The following is a 23840-nucleotide window of genomic DNA, read 5'->3' as shown; positions in this document are numbered from 1 at the left end:
GACCTGACACCTCCCCCTTTCTTACGCAGGCTTCTTCTTGGCCGACCTGCGGTCCCTCAAGACGCCCCAGAGAGGCGTGGAGAGGCTGATCACCGTCAGGACGAAGAACAGGATCACGATCCAGCTCTCGAAGAAGCGGAAGAAGTTGTTGTCGTAGATGATCATGGCCTGAGAGAACTTCTCCTCGACCAGGGGTCCCAGGATGAGACCCATGACCAGCGGCGCGGGCGCAAAGCCGTGACGCAGCATGAAGAAGCCGACGATGCCCGAGATCAGCATGACCCAGACGTCGAACATGGACCCGCCGTAGGCATAGGCGCCGATCATCGAGAAGACCACCACCGCCGGCCACAGGAGCCGGTTGGGAATGAAGGTCACCATCGAGAAGAACTTCGCGCCCACCAGACCGATCACCAGGAAGCCGAGGTTGGCCACCAGCATCGCGCCGAAGATCGCGTAGATGAATTCCGGCGTCTCGTTGATCAGGTAGGGACCGGGGCGGAAGCCGTGCATGATCAGCGCGGCCAGGATCAGGGCCGTGGAGCCCGAGCCCGGAATGCCGAGCGCCAGGGTCGGAACCATGGCGCCGCCTGCGGCCGCGTTGTTGGCCGCTTCCGGACCGACGATGCCCTCGGGCGTGCCGGTGCCGAACTCCTCCTTCTTCTTGGACCAGCGCTTGGCTTCGTTGTAGCCCATGATGGCGGCGACCGTTGATCCCTCGGCGGGCAGGATGCCGATGAAGGTGCCGAGGCCGGAAGAACGCAGGATCGTGCCCTTCAACTCCTTCAGCTCCTTGAAGGTCGGCAGCTTCATGGCCGTCGCCTTGATCCGCTCGAAGGCGGTGTCCAGGGTCTGCGACTGGCTCAGCATCTCACCCAGCGCAAAGAGCCCGATCAGGACGGGCACGAAGTTGATGCCCTCCTGAAGCTCAGAGAAGTCGAAGGTGAAGCGCTCGACGCCGGTCGTCAGGTGGACGCCGATGGTGCCCAACAGCACACCGAAGGCCCCTGAAATCAGGTTGCGCAGCGAGGACTTGCCGCTCATGGAGGCCAGCATGGAGAGCGCGAAGATCGCCAGCGCGAAGTACTCGGGCGGACGGAACTCCAACGCCACCTTGGCCAGCAGCGGTGCGGCGAAAATGAAGATGATGAGGCTGATGACGCCACCCACCACCGAGGAGACGGTGGCGAGGCCCAGGGCCCGGCCGGGTTCGCCCTTCTTGGCCATGGGATAGCCGTCCAGCGCCGTGGCGGCCGCTGGTGGGGCGCCGGGCGCATTGATCAGGATGGCGGTGATCGATCCGCCGAAGGTTCCCGCGCAGTACAGCGCCGCCATCATCGCGATGGCCGGGATCGGCTCCAGTTGGATCGTGAAGGGAATCAAGAGTGCGATCGCCATGGGCGAAGACAGCCCCGGCAGAGCGCCAACCAGCACGCCGATCAGGACGCCGCCCAGGATCAGCATGATATTGAAGGGGTCAAAGAGAAGCCCCAGACCTACTAGGATCGGTTCCATCTGGGACTCCCTTAGGTCAAAGCTCGAAGACTGATGTTCAGAACGCCGGGCGCGAAGAATACCTTCAGCACCAGCTCGAACAGCGCAGCCACACAAACCGGGAAGATGATCGCGAAAGGCAACACGACCCGCAGCCTCCGCTCGCCCCACAGCATCGGAATGAACAGACAGACCGAAACCAGGGTCAAAAGGGTACCCAGCACCTCAGATGTGGCCAGGATTACCGTCAGGACGATGATGGTCGCCCAGGTGATCCATTTCACCGTGTCGCTGCGGTCCTTGTCGATGTTCTTGCCCTTGCGCTTCAAAAGGATGTGCTCGAAGGGCATCACGAGAGCCAGGGCCGCGATAAAGATCAGCAGCATCCGCGGAAACATGGTCGGCGGAATGTTCTGACTGAAGAGGGCCGATACGCGGTCGAACTGGGTGGTTTCGTAGAACAGGAATCCCACGAAGGCCAGGATCAGGAGCGCAACGACCGTGTCGACCGGATGGAGGAGGCGCACGATCCCATTGCTGGATCGCGCGCCCTCCATGCCTCCGGCCCCACCGGGCTGTTCGGACATTGAGGTCCTCCTTAGAGGCGGAGACTTCCGTCTTGGGTTACTGGTCCATCAGGCCGAGATCTTTGAGGGCCTTGGCGGCCTTCGCGTACTCTTCCTTCAGGTGCTTGTCCCACACTTCCGTGCCGGCGACGGAAGTCTCCGGCTTCAGACCGGCGCTCGCCAGATAGTTGGCGAAGGTGTCGTGCTTCATGGCCTTGACCATCGCCTCGGACAGCAGATCGATGATCGGCTGCGGGGTGGAAGCCAGAACAGCGTAACCACGGGTCGTAGAGGTCTTGGCCTCATAGCCGAGCTCGTAGGTCGAGGGCACGTTCGGATAGTCGTCCAGACGCTCTTCGGCCATCACGGCCAGCGCCTTGAAGCTGCCGTCATCGACCTGGTTGCCCGCCTCGGAGACGTTCGGAACGGTGCCGTCGATGGCGCCGGACAGCAGGGCCTGGACCATCTGCGCGCCGGAGCCGAAGGGCACGACCTTGAACTGCAAGCCGGACAGCTCGGCGAACTGGGCAAGACCGATGTGCTCGGTGCCGCCGATCTGCGCCACGCCGAAGTTGAGCGGGGTCTCCTTGGACTTGGCGATCATCTCTTCGAGCGTGTTCATGTCGCTGTCGCCACGCACGACGATGAAGGTGGGATCGTCCATCGCGCGGGCAACGCCGGTGATGTCTTCGATCTTCATGTCGGACTGGCCGCGGGCCATGGTGTAGAGGTGCGACTGGGTCAGCGCCATGATGGTGCAGCCGTCGGCGGGCTTGCTCAGCACGTAATTCTGAGCCTTCGCGCCGGAGCCGCCGCGCTGAGCCACCACCGCCATATCGCGGTCGAGCTCGCGGCGGGTGCGGATCATCATCATGCGGGCGGTGGTGTCGGTGCCGCCGCCGTAGCTGGAGTGGATCACAACCTCGATGTTGCAATCAGGCAGTTCCTGGGCTTTGGCGTCGCCCGAAAAAGCGAGGAGCGCGCCGGCCGCAGCCAGCATCATGCCCCCACCGAGGTTCTTAAGAGTGCGGTTCATATTTTCCTCCCATAAACTCGTTCTCTGTTACCGACCATTCGGCGGGCCGGAAGACTGCTCTGTCGAGAAATTGGACACCCCAAAAGGCAGCCGGTCCGGCAGAGATCCTTAGGATGGGCGACCAAGGCGCAAATTGTCAACAAAATGACGCGGATTTTTCGAATGGCAGCCAGGGGACCTGGGGAAAACTCTGGGAAATCCGCATATTTCCTGCTAATTGAGTAAAAAATCCACGGTGCCTCGCTCTATTATTGTAGACAGTCCACGACGTTGAGGCTCCGCCAGCCAGGAAGGGAGGGACTCCATGCCGGGACCCGGCAAATCCTTGAAGACTCTGATGGCCGCCAAGGCGCCTTTGGTCGCACCGGGCGTGTTCGACGGCCTCTCCGCCGGCATGGTGAGCCGCGCCGGATTCGAAGCCGTCTACGCCAGCGGCGGCGCAATCGCCCGCTCCATGGGCCTGCCCGACCTGGGCTTGGTCAATATGGCCGAGATGGCCCAGCGTCTCGGCCAGATCGTGGAGGCCTCCGGCCTGCCCGTCCTGGCGGACGGCGACACCGGGCACGGCACTTCGCTTCACGTGCGCCGCACGGTACGCAGCTTCGAAGCCGCCGGCATCGCGGGCCTCCACCTCGAAGACCAGGGATTCCCAAAGCGCTGCGGCCATCTGGCCGGGAAGTCGCTGGTTTCCACGGGAGAAATGACCGACAAGCTGAAGGCGGCGACCGACGCGCGCCGTGATGACGATTTCCTGATCGCCGCGCGCAGCGACGCCATCGCGGTCGAGGGGTTCGAGGCCGCGCTGGAGCGCGTGCAGGCCTACAAGGAAGCCGGTGCGGACATTCTCTTCGTTGAGGCGCCCGAGACCCCGGAGCAGATCGCGGCGATACCGCAGCGTCTGGAAGGGCCCTTGATGATCAATATGTTCAAGGGCGGGCGCACGCCCTTCACCCCGGTCGAGCGCCTGGGCGAGCTTGGCTTCTCCCTTGTCATCATCCCCTCCGACCTGCAACGGGCTGTGATCCAGACGATGTCGGATGTTTTGCAGGCGATCCGGCGCGACGGCGACTCCGGCGCGCTCTCCGACCGGCTCTGCCCCCTGCCCGAGCGGGACGTGGTGGTCGATCAGGACGACTGGCTGGCGTTCGCCGAGCGCTTCGGCGGCTAAGCAACCAAGGAGATCTATTGAAGCATGCGGTATCTTAGCGAAGCGGAAGTCATGGCCCTGGCCGAAGAAGACCTGGACGGGGCCTTCGAGGCTTGCGAACTGGCTTATCGCTACTACGGCGACCAGCGCGACGTCCTTTCCCACCCCTCCTCCGCCTTTACGACGCTGCCGCGCGAGAAGCCGGCCAAGTGCCGGCTGAAGGGCGCGCACCTTAAGACCATGGGCGTGGCCGGCGCCCGCCTTGCGACTCCCGGCTACTACTATTGCTGGCTGACCGACTTCGAAGGGGGACAGCCCATCGCGCTGGTCGGCGAGGACTGGCTGCACCGCCGCCGCACCGCCGCCACCGGCGGCCTGGCCGCCAGATGGCTTGCCGCCCCCGGCGCCAGGACCGCCGCCTTGATCGGCACGGGCAAGATCGGGCGGGAGTTCGTGCGCACCCTGACCCACGCGCTGCCCTTCGAGGAGCTGCGGATCGCCTCGCGCTCACTCGAGAACGCCGAGGCGCTGGCAGAGTCCTTCGGCGGCAAGGTGAAGGATACGGTCCTGACCCCCTGCTCCATCGAGAAAGCCGTGAAGGGCGCGGACGTGGTCGCCACCATCACGCAGGCGAAAGAGCCCTTCATCCCGGCCGGCTGGCTGAAGAAGGGCGCCTTGCTGCTCTCCATGGGCGGGGTGCCGGAGGTGTCCTTCGAGGTGCTGGGAGAGGCCGACCGTCTGATCGTCGACGACACCGACTACGCGCTCGCACAGGGCGATCTCCATCACTGGGTGAAGTCGGGGGCCATTTCCAGGGAAGACCTGCTCGCCCGCGTCGACGCCGACATCGGTGAGGTCGCCGTCGGCGCGAAACCCGGCCGCAGCCATGACGAGGAGACCATCATCGCCGTGATCCAGGGCATGGCGGTCTGCGACCTCGCCATGGCCAAGCAGGTGCTGGACCGTGCCGAGGCCCAGGGGATCGGCCAAACCATCACGCTTTAGGCGTGACCGCGCATCAGGCGACGATCGCCTCGTCCCCCTTGATCTGGGTGCGGTGCATGATGCGGCGCACGTCGGGGTCGAAGCCGTCCCGGCGGTGCAGGACCCAGAGGTTCTGCCACATCAGGACGTCGCCCTTCTGCCATTGGTGCGACCAGGCGTATTTCGGGTCGGTCGCATGCTCCCAGAGTGCATCCAGGAGCTTGTCGCTCTCCTCCTGCTCCATCCCGATGATGTAGGCATGCGGGCGGCGGCCAAGGAAGAGCGCACGCCGGCCCGTGGCCTTGTCGTAGCGCACCAGCGGGTGATGGGCGCCCGGCGTCTTGCGCGGGTCGGAGACCTCCTCGTAGCCCTTGCGCAGCATGCCGGCCGAATTGTGGGCAGCGTCGTGGATCGCCTCCTTGCCCTCGATCGCCTTTTTCAGGTCTTCGGGCAGGTCCGCGTAGGCTTCGACCATGTTGGCGAAGTAGGTGTCGCCCTGGCCCACCGGCACCTCCAGCGCATGCAGGATGGCGGCCTTGGGCGGCAGATCGACATAGGTCATGTCGGCGTGCCAGACGGCCTCGCCCGCGCCCAGGTTGCCGATCGGCCGACCCTGGTCGTCCTTCACGTTGGAGATGACGTTGATCTCCGGGTACTCGGGCAGAAAGGTGGTGCCGTAGGGATTGGGGCCCGGCGGGTCCAACTCCCCGAAGTTGCGGCTGAAGGCCAGAAGCTCAGGGTCGCTCAGGTCCTGTCCGCGAAAGGTCAGCACCAGGTGCTTGTCCCAGGCCGCGCGCAGTTGCTCGGCTTCTCCGGCGCTCAGTGGCTCGGAAAGGTTGAGGCCTTTGATCTCGGCGCCCAGAGCGGCCCCTGTTGGAATGATCTCCATGGCTGTTCCTCCTTCTTCAAGTCTTGGCATTGTTCTTGATGAGTCATGTGAGGCTTACGGCTGGCTTTGCAAAGCGCTCGCTCGCCAGCCTGCGCTCGGCCAGGCGTTTCCTGTCCATCTGCGGCCACCAGCCGGCGGGCAGAATAATCTCTCCCGCCTCGAACGGCAGCGGTTCGGCCAGCAGGCGGGCCTCGGGCCGGATCTTCACGAAGCCGTTGAACTCCCCGGCGTTCTCCAACAGGCCGTCCGAGGCGCGGGCCTCCATCCAGCAGTTGATCTCAGCGCCCAGACCGTCCCCCAGCACCGCGCCCAGGCCGTTGTCCCTGGTGCGCTTCAGGGCGGCCTGGAGGGCTTCGAGAGAGCCGAAGCGCTTCAGCTTCACCTTGCAGAGACCCACCCCTTCAATGCCGCCTGCCCGGTCGATGTCGGCCAGCGCGCAGATCGGCTCGTCCAGCATCAAGGGCACGTTCGAGACGGCGGCGACGGCGGCGTTCGCATCCCAGTCCTCCGCCGCGCAGGGCTGCTCGAAGAGCTCGACCCCTTCCGGCGCGATGGCGGAGGCGAAGCGGCACCCTTGCTCGCGTGAATAACCCCGGTTGGCGTCCACGCGAAGCGTGGCCCGGCCGGCGACGCACTGCTGGATCCAGGCGAAGCGCTCGATGTCCGCCTCCACGTCCTTGCCGACCTTGATCTTGAAGGTTCGGAAGCCCTCGGCCAGACGCCGCTCGACCTCCTCGGCGATGCCCTCGCGGTCGGAGGCGTTGAAGGCGGTCAGCAGGCGAAAGCGCCGCTCCTGACGGTTCTCCAGGCAGGCCGCGCCCTCCAGCATCTCGATCGCGGTGACCAAGGTGGTGGCCGCGACCTTGCTCTCCTCGGCGCGGGCCAGGACCTTGGACTTGGCCTCGCTGGGCGAGAGCCCCAGCAGGGCTTCGCAGAGGTCGCGCAGGAAGTCCCAGCCACCCTCGCGGGTCTCGGCGCTTGAACCGGGTGAGATATGCTGCTCGCCCCAACCGCTCCGCCCCTCGGAATCGCGCAGCTCGATCAGAAAGGGCTCGAAGCTCTCGAAGGTGCGGTAGGAGAGCTTGTAGGGTGTGATCAGCGGCAGCTCGACCCTGGTCAGCGTGATCTCGGCGAGTGTCGTCATGGCTGTGTCGTCATGGCTGTGTCGTCATGGTTGCGGCGCTCACGCCTCCTTGGGGGCGAGCCAGGGCAGGCGCTGGCGGTGCCTTGTCTCGAAAGCCTCCACCTCGTCGGCGAACTCCAGCGAGAGGTCGATCTCGTTCAGCCCGTTGACGAGGCAGTGCTTCTGGAAGGAGTCCGCCTGGAAGGAGAGCGTCTCGCCCGAGGGCTTGGTGATGGTCTCGGACTCGAGGTCGACCGTCAGGCTCGGATCGTTTGCCTTTTCCAGCTCACGACGCAGGTCGGCCACCGTCTCCGCGGGCAGGCGGATGGTCAGGAGGCCGTTCTTCATGCAGTTCGCAGCGAAGATATCGCCGAAGCTGGGCGCGATGACCACGCGCACCCCCGACTCCTCAAGCGTGTAGACGGCACCCTCACGCGACGACCCGCAGCCGAAGTTCTCGTTGCCGACGATGATCGCGGCATCCTTGAAGCGCGGCTGGTTGAGCGGGAAGTCATCCCTCAGCTCGCCGTCATCGTCGCGCCGGACATCGTGGAAGGTGAACTGCGCATAGCCGACCGAGCGCGGCTTCTTGATGAAGCGCGCGGGGAAGATCTGATCGGTGTTGACGTTCATCAGATCGAGAGGCGCTGCCGTGCCGGTGACCTTCTTGAAGGGTTCCATGGTCTCAGCCCTCCCCCATCAGTTCGCGGACATCGCAGAGCCCGCCGGTGACCGCGGCGGCGGCGGCCATGGCCGGGCTCACCAGATGGGTGCGCCCGCCGCGGCCCTGCCGCCCCTCGAAGTTGCGGTTGGAGGTGGAGGCGCAGCGCTCGCCGGGCTTCAACTGGTCGCCGTTGATGCCGACGCACATGGAGCAGCCCGGCTCTCGCCACTCGAAACCGGCGGCCAGGAAAATCTCATGAAGGCCCTCCTCCTCCGCCTGCTTCTTGATGAGCCCGGAGCCTGGGACCACCATGGTCGGAACCTTCGCCGACTTGCCCTTGGCCACGGCGGCGGCGGCCCGCAGGTCTTCGATGCGGCTGTTGGTGCAGGATCCGATGAAGACCCGGTCAACCGCGATCTTGCGCAGTTCCTGGCCCGGCTCCAGATCCATGTACTTGAGCGCCTTTTCCATGCGCTGCCGGCGCTGCGGATCGCTCTCGGAGGCCGGATCGGGGATGCGCTGGGTGACCGGCGCCACCTGGTCCGGGCTGGTGCCCCAGGTCACCATCGGGGCGATCTCCTCCGCCGAGATGGTGACGTGACGATCGTAGCGTGCAGCGGGATCGCTCTTGAGGCTCTTCCAATGGGCGAGCGCAGCGTCCCAGTGCTCTTCGCCCGGCGCGTAGGGGCGGCCCTTGATGTAGTCGAAGACCTTCTGGTCCGGCGAGACCAGACCGGCCCGCGCGCCCGCCTCGATCGACATGTTGCAGACGGTCATGCGCTGCTCCACCGACAGCTCTTCGATGCCGCGCCCGGCGTATTCGATCACATGGCCGACCGCGCCGCCGGCCGTGATCTTGCCGATGATGGCCAGGATCAAGTCCTTGGAGGTGGTTCCCGACGGTATGGGATCGACCACCTCGACCTTCATGGTCTTGGGACGGCTGCGCCAGAGGCCCTGGACCGCAAGAACATGCGCCACTTCCGAGGAGCCCACGCCAAATGCATAGGCGCCCAGCGCGCCGTGGGTGGAGGTATGGGAATCCGCGCCCGCGATCACCAGACCTGGCTGGGTTATGCCCTGCTCCGGCCCGACGATATGCAGGATGCCTTGGCGGATATCGCCCATGCCGAAGAGCTCGATATCGTAGTCGCGGGAATCCCGCTCAATGATCTCGACCATGTTGCGGATCTCCGGATCCTCGATGGAATCGAGGCCGCGAGAACGGTCCGTCGTCGGCACGTAGTGATCCGAAAAGGCAAAGGCCTGGCCTGGATTGCGGACCTTGCGGCCCTCCCGCCGGATCTTGTCGAAGGCGTGGAAAGAGTTCTCCTGCAACAGCAGACGGTCGATGTAGATCAGGCTTTCGCCGTCGTCGCGCTCGGCCACGACGTGCTGCTCCCAGATCTTATCGAAGATGGTCTTCGCGTCCTCAGCGTTCATCCCTATGGGCTCCAAGCTTCTATTCTTCAGGCTGTACCGGGCTTGTCAGCGATGGGATTGTAGACAATTCAAGCGATCATTGAAACCACCCTCGCGCATGGCTGCCATGATCGGGGGTCCTTTTCCCTATTCGTTGTAAGCTAAATCCACAGTGCCGCTTTCCCGCCGGCCTGGACAAAACCTGCGCCATCACTAGAGTGGATTGTCGACAAAACGACGAACCCGGACCTTGGACGCGATAGGATGGAGATCGACACCCTTCCCCTGATTCTGGCGCTCGCCGCCGCTTTCGGCACCGCCGTCTTCCATTCGGTCGGCGGATTTGCGGGTGCGTTGCTGCTGGCCATCTGCCTGGCGCCCATCATCGGGGTGAAGGAGACGGTGCCGGTGACCGCCACCGCCATGGTCATCTCGAACTGCACGCGGGTCTGGGTCTTCCGCAAGTCGGTGGAATGGCGGGCCTTCCTGGCGATCTTCGGCACGGCGACGCCCTTCATCATCCTGAGCGCGATCATTTACATCTCCCTGCCCGTGGCCATCGTCGCCTTGGTGCTGGGCGTGTTTCTCGTGCTGTCGGTACCGCTTCAGCGCACCATGTCGCACCTCGACGTAAAGGTCGGCAACAAGGGCCTCGCCGCCGCCGCGGTGCCCTATGGCCTGCTCTCCGGCTCGACCTTCGGCGCGGGCATGCTGCTGGCGCCCTTCCTGATCGGCTACGGTCTGGCCTACGTCGGACGCTGGATCGTGCGCTCCACCCCGCTTCGCATCCACAAGCTTTTCATGGAGGCGTTGATCCTCTCCGGCGGACTCTATTTCCTCTACGAGGCGGCCCGGGAGTTCGCATGGCTCTGACCCCACGGGACATCGACCTCAGCCAGGGCAGTCCGCCCGAGGCGCTGGCAGCGCTGGAGGCGACGGGCAGGAAGCAGGCCCTGCCCGGCCTGCAAGGCAAGAAGGTCGTCTGGCGGATCTGGGGCGAGGGTCCGCCGCTGGTGCTGCTGCACGGCGGGTATGGCACCTGGGCGCATTGGGTCAGGATGATCGCGCCGCTGTCGCGCGGACGCCGCCTGCTGGTTCCCGACATGCCCGGATTCGGGGAGTCCGACGACGCCCCACAGCCGGTCTCCGCCGAAACGCTCGCCGAGAGTGTGATGCTTTCTCTGGAGCCTTTGCTCGAGGCTGGAGAGCGCCCGGCGGTCTGCGGCTTTTCCTTCGGCGGCGTGATCGCCGGCCACCTCGCGCGCCTGCTGGGCCCGCGCTGCCGCCTCTTGCTGCTGATCGCACCGGGAGGGCTCGGCGCGCCGCGCGGCCCCATGCCCGACTTGGTGCGGCGCAGGCCGGACATGACGCCCGAGGAGATCGAGGCGGCGCACCGGCGCAACCTGGAAATCCTGATGGTCTCGGACCCCGGCTGCATCGATCCTCTGGCGCTCCACATCCAGGCGCAGAACACGGCCCAGCACCGCGTCAAGAGCCGCCCCATATCCGGCACCGATACGCTGGCCCGCGCATTGGCGGAGGTTGAGGCGCCGGTCAAGCTGCTGGTGGGCGCCCTGGACGCCACCATCGGCCCCTACCTGCCGGAGCGCGAGGCCATCTTGAAGACCGCGCAGCCTGGCGCGGAACTGCACGTCGAGCCCGGCGTCGGCCACTGGATCATGTACGAGAAGCCGGACCGCACGGCCCAGGTGATGGAGCAGCTCCTAGCCTAGCGATATCCCCTGCCTTGCAAGCCAGGCGCGGAATCCCTGCCGCTCGGGCTGCGAAAGCTGGCGGGCCGTCTGCTCCGACCAGGTGCCCCGCTCGGCGGGACCGTAGAGGTCCAGATGCCGTTGCTTTTCAGGCGGAATGGGCGCCGCCGCGAAGACCCTGTCGTCATAGGCGGCCAGCTCCTCTTCCAGGCGCGAATCGTCATAGCGGTCGAGGTGCTGAACCAGAGAGGGCGGCAGGCGTTGGGAGGTTGCAGGCTCCTCGTCCGGAAAGCCGACGGCCAGCCCGGCGATGGGGAAGACGCCTTCCGGCAGTTCCAGGAGCGCGCCCAGACCCTCCAGATCGCCCCGCACCTGACTGATCGGGCAGCAGCCGAGGCCCCAGGCCTCGGCCGCCGCGATGAAGCTCTGCAGGGCGAGCGCGGCGTCAACGGCGGCGTTCATGAAGCTGTCGGCGTTGTCGTTCCTGTTGGGATAGCCGCGCAGCTCCCCGACCCGTCTGTTGCGGCGCAGATCGCCGAGAAAGACCAGGAAGAGCGGCGCATCCAGCGCCCATCCGCTGTTGCCCAGCATGCCTGCTAGCCTTGCGCGCTTGGCCGGGTCTTCGAGCCTCAGGATCGAGTACTGCTGCAGGTTCGACTTGCTGGGGGCGGACTGCGCGGCGGCGAGCAGTGCGGTCACCATCGGCTCCGGCAGCGCTGCTCCCGTGAACTTCCGGATGCTGCTGTGCCGAAGCCGCTGGATGACGCCTTCAGGCGCGGGGCCGGCTGCCTCGAGGTCTTGGCCAGGCTCCAGCCCGAAGCGCCGCCGGTAGTCTTCGTTCAGATCGCTCATGGCGCAAAATTCCCTCTTCGCCTTGCCGTATCGCGCGTTGGCGGGCAGCCTAAAACATTCCCTCGGCGGTCGTCTGCCGGAATTGAACCCGGCGGCGGCCTTGGATCCATTTGGACCGGAGTCCGCGTGCCAGCGTGATACGCATCGCTTCTTACAACATCCGAAAGTCGATCGGCCGCGACCGCCGCCGCAAGCCCGAGCGCATTCTTGGCGTGTTGGAGGAACTGGCCGCCGACGTCGTGGTCCTGCAGGAAGCCGACCGCCGGTTCGGTCGCCGCCGCGCCTCCAGCCTGCCGCCCAGCGCCATTGAGGCGGATACGGACTACCAGGTCATCGACCTCGCGATCCGGCCCGACTCGCTGGGCTGGCACGGCAATGCGGTTCTCGTGCGCCGCGGCGTCGCGATCATCGAGGCGCACCGCCTGGAACTCCCGGCTCTGGAGCCGCGCGGCGCGGTGATCGTGGAACTGGAGGACAGAGGATTGCGCTTTCGCGTCGTCGGCGCGCACCTGTCGCTCTTGCGCCGCTGGCGGCGGCTGCAAGCGGCGGCGATCCTGAAGCGTCTGGATGAGCTGGAGGGGCATCTGCCGACGGTGATCATCGGCGACTTCAACGATTGGAGTCATGACGCCCCCAGTCTTGAAGCGATCTCCAAGCGCTACAGCGGCCATGCTCCGGGCAAGAGTTATCCGGCCTACCGCCCGGTAGCGCCGCTGGACCGGCTGTTCCATGATGACGGGATCGAGGTTCTCGCCGCTGGAGTCCATCACTCGCCCCTGGCGGGCATCGCCTCCGACCATCTGCCGATCTGGGCGGAGGTCGCAGCGAGGAAGCCCGGGGAGGAAGCCAAGACCGGCCACAAGAGCGAGGGCCTGCTTGCCGGATAGGGGATGGCGTTATCGCCGACACCGGTTGAGCCCGACCCGCCTGAAACCTGGAAGATCGCAATGGAACTGACCCAAATCCTGGCCCTCCTGGCGACAGCAACGGTTCTTGCCGGGTTCGTCTGCGCCATCATTGCGATCTGGCGGGCACGCACCAGCGAGGGCGCGATCGCCTGGGCCATATCGCTGATCGCCATGCCTTATCTGGCGCTGCCGTTGTTCCTGATTTTCGGGCGCCGCCGCTTTCAGGGCTATGTGGCCCGGCGGCGCTCTTCCGACTTGATCGCCCACCAAGCGCCCATGGAGCGGCAGGTCTTCCCCGATCAGACCGAGCTTTCGCAGCGCCAGTTGGGTGAGATCAAGGTGATCGAAAGTTTAGCCGACATGCCCTTCACCCTGGGCAACGACGCCAGGCTGCTGATCGACGGCCCGGCCATCTTCGAGGCGATCTTCAGGGCGATCGACAAGGCGGAGTCCTACGTCCTGGTTCAGTTCTACATCATCCGCGACGACGACACCGGCCGGCAGCTCGCGCAGAAGCTGGCGGCGGCCGCAGCGCGCGGCCTGCACTGTCACCTGCTGTACGACGAGATAGGCAGCCACAAGACCAGCGACGCCTTCTTCGAGAAGCTGAGACGCCAGGGGGTGCAGGTCTCACGCTTCGGCTCCTCGACCGGCATTTTCAACCGCTTCCAGCTCAACTTCCGCAACCACCGCAAGATCGTCGTCGCCGACGGTAGAGTGGCCTTCATCGGCGGGGCGAACGTGGGCGATGAGTACATGGGCCTCAGCGAGAAGTTCGGCCATTGGCGCGATACGCAGGTGGAGCTGAGAGGCCCCATCGTGCAGGCCGCCCAGCTTTCCTTCGAGAAGGACTGGTTCTGGGCGACCAAACAGCATCTGTCGCTAAACTGGCAGGCCCTGGACGCCCCCGAGGGCGACCAGGCGGCTCTGGTCATGGCGAGCGGCCCGGCCGATCCCGTGGAGACCTGCAGCCTCTTCTTCGTGCAGGCGATCAACTCCGCGGTTGAGCGGATCTGGATCGTCAGTCCCTACTTCGTGCCGGACTCGGACGTCTTGACGGCCCTGCACCTGGCCGCGCTGCGCGGCGTCGATGTGCGCATCATGATCCCGGACAGGCCCGACAACTGGGTGGTCTGGCTCGCCGCCTTCTCCTTCTTCGAGGACGCGGTCGGCGACGGGGTGCGTTTCTACCGTTACACCGAAGGCTTCCTTCACCAGAAGGTCGCCCTTCTGGATGGCACGGCCGCCGCCGTCGGTTCGGCCAACTTCGACAACCGCTCCTTCCGCTTGAACTTCGAGATCACCGCCGTGGTGATCGACCCCGCCTTCGCCAAGGAGGTCGAGGAGATGCTGTTGCGCGATTTCGCCAACTGCCGGGAGTACAGCGTCGGGGAGTATGAAAGCAGTTCGCTTTTCTTCAAGCTGGCGGTGCGCCTGGCCCGCCTCGCCTCGCCCATCCTCTAGTTCAGACCGCTTTCCTAGTTAAGGGGCGACAAGCGTCCGCCTGGCGGGGGCGACCCGCCGCTCCCCAAGCCGGATCCCGTCCTCCCGCTGTCCCCCGATGGCGAGCTGCCGCGGTACTTCTCGGTGGCGGGCGTCGGCGGCTCGGCGAGCTTTGGCTTTTCATGCGGGGGAACCGGCACGCTGCGCGGCGGCGGAATCGGCGCGACGCGATGGCGGTTTGGGTGCTCATGAAGCAGGGGCCGTTCTTCCCGAGGCGTCAAATCTGCTGGTTCGGCCCGGGCGGGCAACGCCAGGAACGCGGCGAAGAGAGCCACCAACAGGGTATCTTTCACTTTCTTGAGCCCAACGGTCATGGCCAAGAATCTAGCACGACAGCAGGCGCAGCCCAGCGGCGCATGCTTCGGTATCTTGGGCGGCAAATAAAAAGAGAGGCCGTCGAACAGAGCCGACGGCCTATAAGGAACAGGGAGGCTTCGAATGGAATGACCATTCACCGATTAGGAGGTGACTCCTTTTCGGCACCACTATCTTAACGTGGAAATTATTAGCAATTAGTTAAAATTGCCGGAATTCGTGACGACAGCGTGATCGGCGCCGAAAAACTGTTTAAGGGGCTGGACTTAAGAGGAGCGCCCGTGCTGCCCTATTTCCCCGGGCTTGAGCGACTCGAGCAACGGTTTTGAGAAGAACGGACAAAAACGCCCATGGCGGACGCCTACCCCATCAACGATCCCGCCGCCCGGCAGCGGCCCAACGCGCCCGGACGGGTCGACCTGCGCAGCGACACGGTGACCCAGCCCAGCGCCGGGATGCGCCGGGCGATGCTGGAAGCCGAACTGGGCGACGACGTCTACCGGGACGATCCCACCGTCCGGGCTCTCGAAGAAAAATCGGCGCGGATGCTGGGCAAGGAATCCGCCCTCTTCTGCACCAGCGGCACGCAGACCAACCTGCTGGCGCTCCTCACCCATTGTGGGCGCGGCGAGGAGTATCTGGTGGGCGAAGGCTGCCACACCTTCGGGTACGAGGGCGGCGGGGCCATGGCGCTTGGCGGTGTCTGCGCCCACCCCCTGCCGACGCCCGATAACGGTCAGGTTCCGCTAGAGCGCTTCGCCGCCGCCGTGCGGCCCTACGACGTGCACTACGCCAAGACCCGGCTGATCTCGCTGGAGAACACCTACTGGGGGCGCGTGCTTCCGCTTGGCTACCAGGCCGCCGCCGCGGCTCTGGCCCGCGACAAGGGCCTGGCGCTGCACCTGGACGGCGCGCGCATGATGAATGCGGCGGTAAAGCTCGGCGAAGCGCCGGACCGGGTGACCGAAGGCTTTGACACGGTGTCCTTGTGTCTTTCCAAGGGCCTGGGCGCGCCGGTCGGCTCGGTGCTCGCCGGCCCCGGCGACTTCATCGAACGGGCGCGTCACTGGCGCAAGATGCTGGGCGGCGGCATGCGCCAGGCCGGCGTTCTGGCGGCGGCGGGCCTTTACGCCCTGGACAACAACATAGAGCGCATGGCCGACGACCACGCCCGCGCCCGGCGTCTGGCCGAAGCCCTCGCCGAACTGCCCGGGCTTTCAGTCGATCTGGAGACGGTCGAGACCAACATGCTGTTCCTGGACCTGTCGCTGGAACTGGCGGAGGGGCTGCTCGCCCACATGGCCGAGCAGAACATCGTCATCAGCGGTCCCTCGACTCGGCTTCGTCTCGTCACCCACCTGGACGTCGACGACGCAGGCGTCGAGCGGGTCATCGAAGCCGCCGCCAGCTATCTCGCCCGTTAGATCGCGGTCCAGCCGCCGTCCATGGAGAGCGCAGCGCCCGTGATCTGTTCCGCCGCCGGACCGCAAAGGAAGACGGCGAAGCCGCCAAGCTGTTCCGGCGTTACGAACTGAAGCGAGGGCTGCTTTTCGCGCAAAAGCTCCACCGCACCCTCTTCGACCGAGACGCCCAGCTTTTCAGCCAGCGCCTCGATCTGCCGCTCCACGAGATCGGTGCGCACCCAGCCCGGACAGATGGCGTTGCAGGTGACGCCCTTGCCCGCGTTCTCCAGCGCCGTGACCTTGGTCAGGCCGACGACCCCGTGCTTGGCGGCGACATAGGCGGACTTGTTGGGCGAGGCGACCTTGCCGTGGGCGGAAGCGATGTTGACGATCCGGCCCCAGCCGCGTTTTTGCATGCCCGGCAGCGCGGCCTTGGTCCCATAGAACACAGCCGAGAGGTTGATCGCGATCACCGCCTCCCACTTCGCGTCGGGGAAGTCGGGGATCGCAGCGGTGTGCTGAATGCCGGCATTGTTCACCAGGATATCGAGCGACCCGAAAGCGTTCTCCGCCTCCTCGACCATGGCGGCGATCTGGTCCGGTTTGGTCATGTCCGCGCCGTTGTAGCGCACCTCGACCCCGAACTCCTCGGCCAGGGCCGCGCGGGTGGCCTCGATCTCGGCGGCGTCGCCCAGGCCATTCAGCATGACCTTGCAGCCCTCCGCCGCGAAGGCCCGCGCCATGCCGAGCCCGATGCCGCTGGTCGATCCGGTGACGAGTGCCGCCTTTCCTTTGAGCATGGCGATCCGCTTCCTTTCTCTCTCTTGGATACTGATTATGCTGCGCTGCGGCGAAGCTAAGCGCAAGGGGCGGCCCGTGGAAAGCCAGAACTTGATGAAAGGCCGCTTTATCAATGGCGCGCTAGAGGGCAGAGTGCCCTCTGTCATGGATCAGATCCTGCTCACCCAGATAATTGCCTGGAGCCTCCTGATCGGGGGCTGGCTGCTGCCGCTCGCCCATGTGCTGCTGTCGAGCCGGGGCGGCCCCTGGAAGGCCCGCGAGGGCGCGCGTTGCCCCTTGAGCCCGCGCTTCGGCTGGGTGGTGATCGTGTTGTTCTTGGGGCCGCTCGGCTGGCTGATGTTCTGGCGCGGGACTAGCCGCGCGGCTTGAACAGCGCCTCGGCGGCGCCCTTGTGGCTCTGCTTGCCGTCGATCACGGCGCGCGCCCGGTCGATCTCGGCCTGTAGACCGGCGATGTATTCCTCCAACTCCTCCACGCCCAAGAGCTCCAGGTCCTTGGGCTTGGGCTTCACCTTTCTCGGCTCCAGGTCATCGCTGTCCATGGCCCCTCCTCCTTGCAAAGGCTGCGCTTGAACTCGGTCGCGGTCGGGGGGCAGTCTAGCGTCCGAGAGGCGCCAGCGCCAAGCGCCGCCCACCCGCCAGTCTCAGCAGGAGCAAGCCCTTCATGTCCCTTCCCAGCGAAATGACCGCCATAGAGATCACCGAACCCGGCGGGCCGGAGGTTCTGCGCCCCGCAAAGCGGCCCTTGCCGGAAGCCGCTGCGGGCGAAGTCCTGATCCGGGTCGAAGCGGCGGGCGTGAACCGGCCCGACGTGCTGCAACGGCTGGGCGGCTATCCGCCGCCGCCCGGCGCTTCGGACATTCCGGGCCTGGAGGTGGCCGGCGAGGTGGTGGCGCGGGGCGAGGGCGTGGAGAGCCCTGGCCTTGGCGAGCGGGTCACGGCTCTGGTGACCGGCGGCGGCTATGCCGAGTATTGCGCAGCCCCGGCGGCCCAATGCCTGCCCTTCCCCAAGGGCTTCGACGCGACCGCCGCCGCGGCGCTTCCGGAGACCTACTTCACCGTCTGGTCCAATGTCTTCGACCGGGCGGGCCTGCAACCGGGAGAACGCTTCCTGGTGCATGGCGGGTCCAGCGGCATCGGCACCACGGCGATCCAGCTCGCCAGCGCCTTCGGGGCGGAGGTCTACACCACCGCCGGATCGCCTGAGAAGCTGGAGGCCTGCCGCGCGCTCGGCGCCAAGCGCGCGGTCAACTACCGCGAGGAGGATTTCGTCGCGGTCTTGAAGGAAGAGAGCGGCGGCAAGGGCGTGGACGTGATCCTCGACATGGTGGGCGGCGACTACATCTCGCGCGACATCAAGCTGCTGGCCCCCGACGGGCGGCTGGTCTTCATCGCCTTCCTGGGCGGCTCCAAGGCCGAAGTCGACTTCCTGCCGGTCATGCTGAAGCGCCTGAAGATCACCGGATCGACCCTGCGGGCGCGCGACGTCGCCTTCAAGGCGGCCATCGCCGCCCAACTCCGGGAAAAGGTCTGGCCACTGCTGGAGGAAGGCCGCGTCAAACCCCTGATCCACAGCAGCTTTCCCCTGACCGGGGCCGCCGAGGCCCACCGGCTGATGGAATCTTCCGAACATATCGGCAAGATCATGTTGACCTTCGACTGATTGGGCTTTATCCGCAGGCGCCAAGCCCCTATATTCCCGGCCATTCCATAAAGGAAAAAGCCAACAAGCGCCGCGAGGGGAGCGACCCCGGCGGCAGGCGGCCAGGCACAGGCCCGAAGAGCGCGCCGGCCGCGCAGAAGGAGGATCGATGAACAAACCGCTCATGCCCAAGGCGACCGCCGTATGGTTGGTCGAAAACACCTCGCTCTCCTTTGAGCAGATTGCCGACTTCTGCGGTCTGCACCGCCTGGAGGTTCAGGGCATCGCCGACGGCGAGGTGGCGACCGGCATCCACGGCATGGACCCCGTCGCCAACAATCAGCTCACCAAGGAAGAGCTGGAGCGTTGTCAGGCGGACCCGAGCGCCAGCTTGCAGATGGCCAAGCAGGATCTGCCGCAGCCCGCAAAGCGCACCAAGGGCCCGCGCTACACGCCCGTCGCCAAGCGTCAGGACAAGCCCGATGGCGTCGCCTGGCTGCTGCGCCACCATCCTGAGCTGTCGGACGCCCAGGTCGGCAAGCTGATCGGCACCACCAAGAACACCATCCAGGCAGTGCGCGAGCGCAGCCACTGGAACTCCGCCAACATTCGCCCGCGCGATCCCGTCCTGCTCGGCCTCTGTTCGCAGAGCGAGTTGAACGCCACGGTCGAAAAGGCGCTGAAGAGCGCCAAGGGCCGCGAGCGCGCCAACCAGAACAAGGAGGCGCAGGCCCCCTTCGAAGGTGAGAAGGAAGGCGACACCGGCGGCATCCTGGACTGACCGGCGATCCTCAAAGGATCCGACGTTCTTGAAGATGGTAGAGGCGTGCTAGAGCTCACAGAGCGGACGGCGCGCCTCTTCTTCTTTGCGGGGACTGGTCAGGATTTCACAGGTGTCGTAGCCGACAGCCGCGAAGCGGGCGGCGATCTCCTTGATCGTCTCCTCCGCCATCTCCGGCTCGCGCGACAGGATCCAGGCATAGTCGCGCGAGGGATGCCCCACCGCCGACCAGCGGTAGTCCTCATCCAGCGCGACCACCACGTAGTCGCCCGAAATCAACCAGATCGGCGTACCGAAGAGGCTGAGGAAGGTAACCTCCAGACCGCCCTCGTCGCGCGGACCGGTAAAGCGGGCATAACCGTCGGCTGCGTCCCACTCCCCCGCCTCGTCCCGGCATCGGTTCAGCACCGTCACCAGCCCGCTCTCCGGCTCCACACCATAGCTGGCCATGGTGTCGCTGGCGCAGTGATCCTGGAACCAGGCGGGTATGGAAGCGATTTCGTGCCAGTCGCCCAGGTAGCGCGTGACGTCGAAACCCGATACCGGCTTCAGCGGTGCGTCTTCCTCCGCCGCTGCAGGCGCGGCTAGGAGCGAGACGGCGAAAAGCGATGCGAAGAGGTTTTTCATGGGAGAAACAGTTGCTTCAGATGAGAGCCAAAGCAAGGCCCTCGCCATCGCGCGCGCAGCGATCTAGTTCAAAGGGCATGATCTCAAAGCTATCCAGACGAACGCTCCTCGCCGCCGGACTGCCGCTCCTACTGACCGGCTGCACGCGCCTTGGCGCCTTCAACGCCGTCGTCTCCTTCGACGAGGGCACGAAGCTGCTGGGCGACGGTCTTTCCTTCGGGCCCCACGACCGCCAGAAGCTGGACCTCTACGGACCCGCAAAGGGCGGCCCAGCAGAGGGCGGCCCCGCGCCGCTGGTGGTCTTCCTCTACGGCGGCTCCTGGAACTCGGGCAGGCGGCAGGACTACGCCTTCGTGGGTCACGCCCTGGCAGCCGCCGGTTTTTATGTGGCGATCCCTGACTACCGGCTGGTGCCGGAGGTGACCTACCCCGCTTTCCTGGAGGACAACGCCGCCGCCCTCGCCTGGTGCCTGGCGGAGGGTGAACGCTTCGGCGCCGAGACCAATAAGGTCTTTCTCGCAGGACACTCGGCGGGCGCCTACAACGCGGTGATGCTGGGGCTGGCGCCGGAGTTCCTGGAGCCCCATGGCCTGACGCCCGATCGGATCGCTGGGATCGCCGGACTGGCCGGGCCCTACGACTTCCTGCCCCTCAAGTGGCGCGCCACCAAGCGGGCCTTCGCGGGGGCCAGCGACCTGGAGGCGACGCAGCCGGTCAACCGGGTGGGACCGGACGCGCCGCCGCTTTTCCTGGCCAGCGGCGAAGACGACAGCACGGTCCTGCCGAAGAACAGCGCCAATCTGGCGCAAGCGGCCCGTGCGGCGGGCGTGCCGGTGGTGGAAAAGCGCTATCCGGACATCGGGCACGCCGGGCTTCTTTTGGCGCTTTCCAAGCCCCTGCGGGACAGCGCGCCGGTCCTGGCGGACATGACGGCCTTCCTGCGCGCCTGACGCCTAGCCGATGTACTTCCAGTAGGTGTCCTTCTTGGTGACGAAGCCGTCCCGGAACTCCCAGAGGTCGCAGCCGAGGTAGGCGAAGCCCTCACCCCCGGCCGGCGTGCCGCGCACCACCCATTCCGAGAGCGCCTTTTCCTGGCCGAAGATCCAGTGCCGGATATCCTCCCAGCGCATGTCCGGAATCTGGCGGTAGCGCGTGCGCAGGACCTCGCCGATCTCTTCCTTGCCGTGGCAGACGCGGCCCTCGGGCGCCTCCGGCCCGCGCGCCATCACCCAGACGCAGTCCTCCACGAAGTGCGACAGGATCGCGTCCACGTCCTGCCGGTTGAAACCATCCTGAATCTCGTCCAAAAGAGCGATGGTCACCTCTCGCGTCATCGCAGAACCTCCCCATGCTTGACCTGCAAAGCTGGAGAATAGCAGGGCTCGAGAGGCTTGGCGCTAGAGCTTCCTCAGCGCCTCGATGAACCGCTCGATATCCCTGTCGTCGTTGTAGAGGTGCGGCGTGACCCTGACGGAGTTGCCGCGCACGGAGACGAAGATCTTCTGCTCGGCCAAACGCTGGGCCGTGCCCTCGGGCACGCCGTCTTCGAAAACCAGACCGAGGAAATGCCCGGCCCGCAAAGCCTCCGGCAGGACGGAGAGACCCAGCGCCTTGCCGGCTTCCGCCACCCGGGCGGTCTTCGCACGCAGCTCGGACTGGATCTGTTCAACGCCCCACTCGGTCAGTTGCTCCAAGGCGGCGATCGCGCCGGGCAGAAGCGTGAAGTTGGCCCGCTCCCCCACGTCGTAGCGCAGCGCGCCGGGACCATAGCGCTCCGTGTAGTCGGCGAGCCGCGCGAACTGCCGACCGCCTTCGCGGTTCATGGGGTTCTCTTCGATGGGAACGCCCGCCTGACGGCCCGGCGCGGCGTAGAGGAAGGAGATGCTGTAGGGACAGTGCATCCACTTGTAGCCGCAGGTGATCATGAAATCCGGCTGAATGCGCTTTACATCGAACGGCAGGGCGCCGCAGGACTGACTGGCGTCGATGGCAAGGGCCGCGCCCTGGTCCCGCAAGGCCTCGCCCACCCGCTCAAGGTCGATCAGCGCCCCGTCCATCCAGTGGTTTTGCGCAAGCGCCGCGATGGCGACCCTTTCGTCCAGGTGCTTCAGGATCGCCGCGGTCCAGTCCCCGCTGGCGGGGCGCGGCACGGTCACGATCTCCGCCCCGCGCTGCTTGGCCAAGCGCCGCCAGGAATAGACGTTGGAGGGGTACTCCTCCTGCAGCATCAGGATGCTCTGCCCCTCGGCGAGCGGCAGGTTGGCGGCTGCCGTGGCGATCCCGTAGCTGGCCGAGGGCACGATGGCGATATCCTCCGCCTCCGCCCCGATCAGCCCGGCGAAGAGGCTGCGCAGGCGCTGCGGCGGGTCGAAGAAATCGTCCGGCGTCAGGCTCCAGGGATGCCGCTCGCTCTCAAGGCCTTCGGAAACGGCCCTGGCGACCGAATTCAGCAGCGGCGATACGTAGGCGCAGTTGAGGTAGGTCACCTCGCGGGGAATATCGTAGAGTTCACGCATGCCGGCTCCTCTTGTCGCTCCAGCCAGCCATCAGGAAGAAAGCTGACTCATGACCGCGTAAAGCTCGTTCTTCAGTTCGAAACCGATGCCCGGCGCCTGGGGCAAGCCCACGTAGCCGTCAACCACCGGCTCACCGTCGGCGAATCCGTTGAAGGGTTTGAAGATTTCCGGATAGGACTCGTTGCCGCCGAGACCGAGGCCCGCTGCAATGTTGAGCGACATCTGGTGCCCGCCATGCGGAATGCAGCGGCGGGGGGACCATCCGGCGGCGCGCACCTCGTCCAGGGTGCGCATGTATTCCACCAGCCCGTAGGAGAGCGCGCAGTCGAACTGAAGGTAGTCGCGATCGGGCCGCATGCCGCCATAGCGCAGCAGGTTGCGCGCGTCCTGATGCGAGAAGAGGTTCTCGCCGGTCGCCATGGGCTTGTCGTAGTAGTCGGCCATGACCGCCTGAAGCTGGAAATCCAGCGGATCTCCGATCTCCTCGTACCAGAAGAGACCGTAGGGCTCGAGCGCCCTGGCATAGGCGATCGCCGTCTCCAGATCGAAACGGCCGTTGACGTCGACCGCGACGCGGCCGGGCTCGCCCACCACTTCGATTCCGGCCTCGATCCGGCGCAGGTCCTCCTCCAGGCTGGCGCCGCCGATCTTCATCTTGCAGACCGAATAGCCCATGCCGAGATAGCGGCGGAACTCCTCCTGCAGCTGCTCGACATCCTTGCCGGGGTAGTAGTAGCCGCCCGCCGCATAGACGAAGACCTTCTCGTCCTCCTCGCCGCCGCGGTAGCGCTCCGCGAGCAGGCGGTAGAGCGGCTTTTCTTCGGCCTTGGCGAGCGCGTCCCAGATCGCCATGTCGAGCACGCCGACGGCGACCGAGCGCTCCCCATGTCCGCCCGGCTTCTCGTTCGCCATCATGGCGTCCCAGGCCTTGTGCGGGTCGATGAGGCCGTTTTCGTCCTGCAGGCTCTCCGCCTCCGCCTGCTGCAGGCGCGGGATGAAACGTTCCCTCAGGAGTCCCTGCGGCGCGTAGCGGCCGTTCGAATTGAACCCGTAGCCGACCACCGGCCTGCCGTCGCGCACCTGATCGGTAATCACGGCGACGACGCTGACGGTCATCTGGCTGAAGTCGATGTAGGCGTTGCGGATCGCCGACTTGATCGGCACGACGGTTTCCCGGATTTCTTTAATGCGCACGATAGAAGCTACTCTCCAAAGGCTGTTCGGTTGACTCATGCGGAGGAGACCCGAAAAGACCTCCTATCGCCTGCAGAATACCTGCCAAGAACTGATCATGACTTTTAGAAGACCCTGGAATGCTGCCGATGTGGGTAGATCAGAGTCAATCGGTGTAACGCCGCTCTAAAGGAACTTTCATTAATCTATCCCCTTGGTTGTTCGTCAATTGGTCAGCATTAAGCCAGCGGCGGATTTTCTAGATCACTCGTGGTTGCTAATT

At 65.5% G+C, this 23840-nt stretch carries 25 protein-coding genes; 11 read left to right on the top strand and 14 right to left on the bottom strand.

The features are described from left to right. Positions 1-21: 21 nt before the first annotated feature. Genes P8X75_05615 through P8X75_05605 form a run of 3 tightly spaced genes read right to left on the bottom strand, consistent with a single transcriptional unit; the run spans position 22 to position 3096 of the window. Positions 22-1515 (bottom strand): tripartite tricarboxylate transporter permease, encoded by a 1494-nt coding sequence (locus tag P8X75_05615; GenBank protein MEJ1994679.1) that lies wholly within the window; start codon positions 1513-1515, stop codon positions 22-24. Positions 1516-1526: 11 nt separating this feature from the next. Further along, on the bottom strand, positions 1527-2081 hold the full coding sequence (locus P8X75_05610; GenBank protein MEJ1994678.1) for a tripartite tricarboxylate transporter TctB family protein: 555 nt from the start codon (positions 2079-2081) through the stop codon (positions 1527-1529). Positions 2082-2118: 37 nt separating this feature from the next. Then, positions 2119-3096, bottom strand: coding sequence for a tripartite tricarboxylate transporter substrate binding protein (locus P8X75_05605; GenBank protein ID MEJ1994677.1), 978 nt, complete (start codon positions 3094-3096; stop codon positions 2119-2121). 304 nt (positions 3097-3400) lie between these two features. Here P8X75_05605 and P8X75_05600 point away from each other — a divergent pair, with 304 nt between their 5' ends. After that, entirely contained in the window at positions 3401-4264 is an 864-nt protein-coding gene (locus tag P8X75_05600; protein ID MEJ1994676.1) for an oxaloacetate decarboxylase, read from the top strand. Between the two features lie 24 nt (positions 4265-4288). Continuing rightward, positions 4289-5248 carry an ornithine cyclodeaminase family protein gene (locus P8X75_05595; GenBank protein ID MEJ1994675.1) on the top strand — a complete coding sequence of 320 codons (960 nt, stop codon included), beginning with the start codon at positions 4289-4291 and terminating at the stop codon, positions 5246-5248. 13 nt (positions 5249-5261) lie between these two features. Here P8X75_05595 and P8X75_05590 read toward each other — a convergent pair whose 3' ends face one another. The 4 genes from P8X75_05590 to leuC are packed head-to-tail and all read right to left on the bottom strand — an operon-like array spanning position 5262 to position 9346. Beyond that, entirely contained in the window at positions 5262-6116 is an 855-nt protein-coding gene (locus P8X75_05590; GenBank protein ID MEJ1994674.1) for a TauD/TfdA family dioxygenase, read from the bottom strand. A gap of 43 nt (positions 6117-6159) precedes the next feature. Continuing rightward, a complete protein-coding gene (locus P8X75_05585) occupies positions 6160-7260 on the bottom strand; it encodes an enolase C-terminal domain-like protein (protein ID MEJ1994673.1) in 1101 nt (366 codons plus the stop codon). Between the two features lie 39 nt (positions 7261-7299). Beyond that, on the bottom strand, positions 7300-7920 hold the full coding sequence (gene leuD, locus P8X75_05580) for a 3-isopropylmalate dehydratase small subunit (GenBank protein ID MEJ1994672.1): 621 nt from the start codon (positions 7918-7920) through the stop codon (positions 7300-7302). Positions 7921-7924: 4 nt separating this feature from the next. After that, entirely contained in the window at positions 7925-9346 is a 1422-nt protein-coding gene (gene leuC / locus P8X75_05575) for a 3-isopropylmalate dehydratase large subunit (protein ID MEJ1994671.1), read from the bottom strand. Positions 9347-9589: 243 nt separating this feature from the next. Here leuC and P8X75_05570 point away from each other — a divergent pair, with 243 nt between their 5' ends. Both P8X75_05570 and P8X75_05565 read left to right on the top strand, forming a co-directional pair. Beyond that, the gene (locus P8X75_05570) at positions 9590-10198 is read left to right on the top strand and encodes a hypothetical protein (protein MEJ1994670.1); all 609 of its coding nucleotides are present in this window, start codon (positions 9590-9592) and stop codon (positions 10196-10198) included. After that, positions 10189-11058 (top strand): alpha/beta hydrolase, encoded by an 870-nt coding sequence (locus P8X75_05565; protein ID MEJ1994669.1) that lies wholly within the window; start codon positions 10189-10191, stop codon positions 11056-11058. The genes P8X75_05570 and P8X75_05565 overlap by 10 nt, the downstream gene beginning before the upstream one ends. Here the strand turns inward: P8X75_05565 and P8X75_05560 are convergent. Then, positions 11050-11889: a nitroreductase family protein gene (locus P8X75_05560; protein MEJ1994668.1), complete on the bottom strand. Its 840-nt coding sequence runs from the start codon at positions 11887-11889 to the stop codon at positions 11050-11052. The two genes, P8X75_05565 and P8X75_05560, sit on opposite strands and share 9 nt — an antisense overlap. A 134-nt stretch (positions 11890-12023) precedes the next feature. On the opposite strand from P8X75_05560, the gene P8X75_05555 reads away from it, so the two are divergent. The 3 genes from P8X75_05555 to ltaE all read left to right on the top strand — a co-directional run bounded on the left by P8X75_05555 (position 12024) and on the right by ltaE (position 16039). Further along, complete coding sequence (locus tag P8X75_05555) at positions 12024-12776, top strand: endonuclease/exonuclease/phosphatase family protein (GenBank protein MEJ1994667.1); 753 nt, start codon at positions 12024-12026, stop codon at positions 12774-12776. Positions 12777-12836: 60 nt separating this feature from the next. After that, a complete protein-coding gene (cls, locus tag P8X75_05550; GenBank protein ID MEJ1994666.1) occupies positions 12837-14261 on the top strand; it encodes a cardiolipin synthase in 1425 nt (474 codons plus the stop codon). A gap of 704 nt (positions 14262-14965) precedes the next feature. After that, positions 14966-16039 carry a low-specificity L-threonine aldolase gene (ltaE, locus tag P8X75_05545; GenBank protein ID MEJ1994665.1) on the top strand — a complete coding sequence of 358 codons (1074 nt, stop codon included), beginning with the start codon at positions 14966-14968 and terminating at the stop codon, positions 16037-16039. Here the strand turns inward: ltaE and P8X75_05540 are convergent. Next, positions 16036-16818 carry a 3-hydroxybutyrate dehydrogenase gene (locus P8X75_05540; GenBank protein MEJ1994664.1) on the bottom strand — a complete coding sequence of 261 codons (783 nt, stop codon included), beginning with the start codon at positions 16816-16818 and terminating at the stop codon, positions 16036-16038. The genes ltaE and P8X75_05540 overlap by 4 nt on opposite strands. Before the next feature lie 145 nt (positions 16819-16963). Here P8X75_05540 and P8X75_05535 point away from each other — a divergent pair, with 145 nt between their 5' ends. After that, positions 16964-17188 (top strand): hypothetical protein, encoded by a 225-nt coding sequence (locus P8X75_05535; GenBank protein ID MEJ1994663.1) that lies wholly within the window; start codon positions 16964-16966, stop codon positions 17186-17188. On the opposite strand, the gene P8X75_05530 is transcribed toward P8X75_05535, so the two are convergent. Next, the gene (locus P8X75_05530; protein ID MEJ1994662.1) at positions 17172-17360 is read right to left on the bottom strand and encodes a DUF1192 domain-containing protein; all 189 of its coding nucleotides are present in this window, start codon (positions 17358-17360) and stop codon (positions 17172-17174) included. The genes P8X75_05535 and P8X75_05530 overlap by 17 nt on opposite strands. Positions 17361-17482: 122 nt before the next feature. On the opposite strand from P8X75_05530, the gene P8X75_05525 reads away from it, so the two are divergent. Together P8X75_05525 and P8X75_05520 are read left to right on the top strand one after the other, a co-directional pair. Further along, on the top strand, positions 17483-18481 hold the full coding sequence (locus P8X75_05525; protein MEJ1994661.1) for an NAD(P)H-quinone oxidoreductase: 999 nt from the start codon (positions 17483-17485) through the stop codon (positions 18479-18481). A 148-nt stretch (positions 18482-18629) separates the two neighbouring features. Next, on the top strand, positions 18630-19241 hold the full coding sequence (locus tag P8X75_05520) for a DUF1013 domain-containing protein (GenBank protein ID MEJ1994660.1): 612 nt from the start codon (positions 18630-18632) through the stop codon (positions 19239-19241). Positions 19242-19289: 48 nt separating this feature from the next. Here P8X75_05520 and P8X75_05515 read toward each other — a convergent pair whose 3' ends face one another. Further along, on the bottom strand, positions 19290-19868 hold the full coding sequence (locus P8X75_05515; protein MEJ1994659.1) for a lipocalin family protein: 579 nt from the start codon (positions 19866-19868) through the stop codon (positions 19290-19292). A gap of 77 nt (positions 19869-19945) precedes the next feature. On the opposite strand from P8X75_05515, the gene P8X75_05510 reads away from it, so the two are divergent. After that, positions 19946-20818, top strand: a complete 873-nt coding sequence (locus P8X75_05510) for an alpha/beta hydrolase (protein MEJ1994658.1) — start codon at positions 19946-19948, stop codon at positions 20816-20818. Between the two features lie 3 nt (positions 20819-20821). Here P8X75_05510 and P8X75_05505 read toward each other — a convergent pair whose 3' ends face one another. The 3 genes from P8X75_05505 to P8X75_05495 all read right to left on the bottom strand — a co-directional run bounded on the left by P8X75_05505 (position 20822) and on the right by P8X75_05495 (position 23578). Then, positions 20822-21202, bottom strand: a complete 381-nt coding sequence (locus P8X75_05505; protein MEJ1994657.1) for a nuclear transport factor 2 family protein — start codon at positions 21200-21202, stop codon at positions 20822-20824. A gap of 63 nt (positions 21203-21265) precedes the next feature. Next, a complete protein-coding gene (locus tag P8X75_05500; GenBank protein ID MEJ1994656.1) occupies positions 21266-22384 on the bottom strand; it encodes an aminotransferase class V-fold PLP-dependent enzyme in 1119 nt (372 codons plus the stop codon). Between the two features lie 30 nt (positions 22385-22414). Continuing rightward, entirely contained in the window at positions 22415-23578 is a 1164-nt protein-coding gene (locus tag P8X75_05495) for a mandelate racemase/muconate lactonizing enzyme family protein (GenBank protein ID MEJ1994655.1), read from the bottom strand. Between the last annotated feature and the right edge of the window lie 262 nt (positions 23579-23840).

Source organism: Limibacillus sp. (assembly GCA_037379885.1).
In the GTDB taxonomy this organism is placed as follows: domain Bacteria; phylum Pseudomonadota; class Alphaproteobacteria; order Kiloniellales; family CECT-8803; genus JARRJC01.
This window is presented reverse-complemented; position numbering and strand designations above follow the sequence as displayed.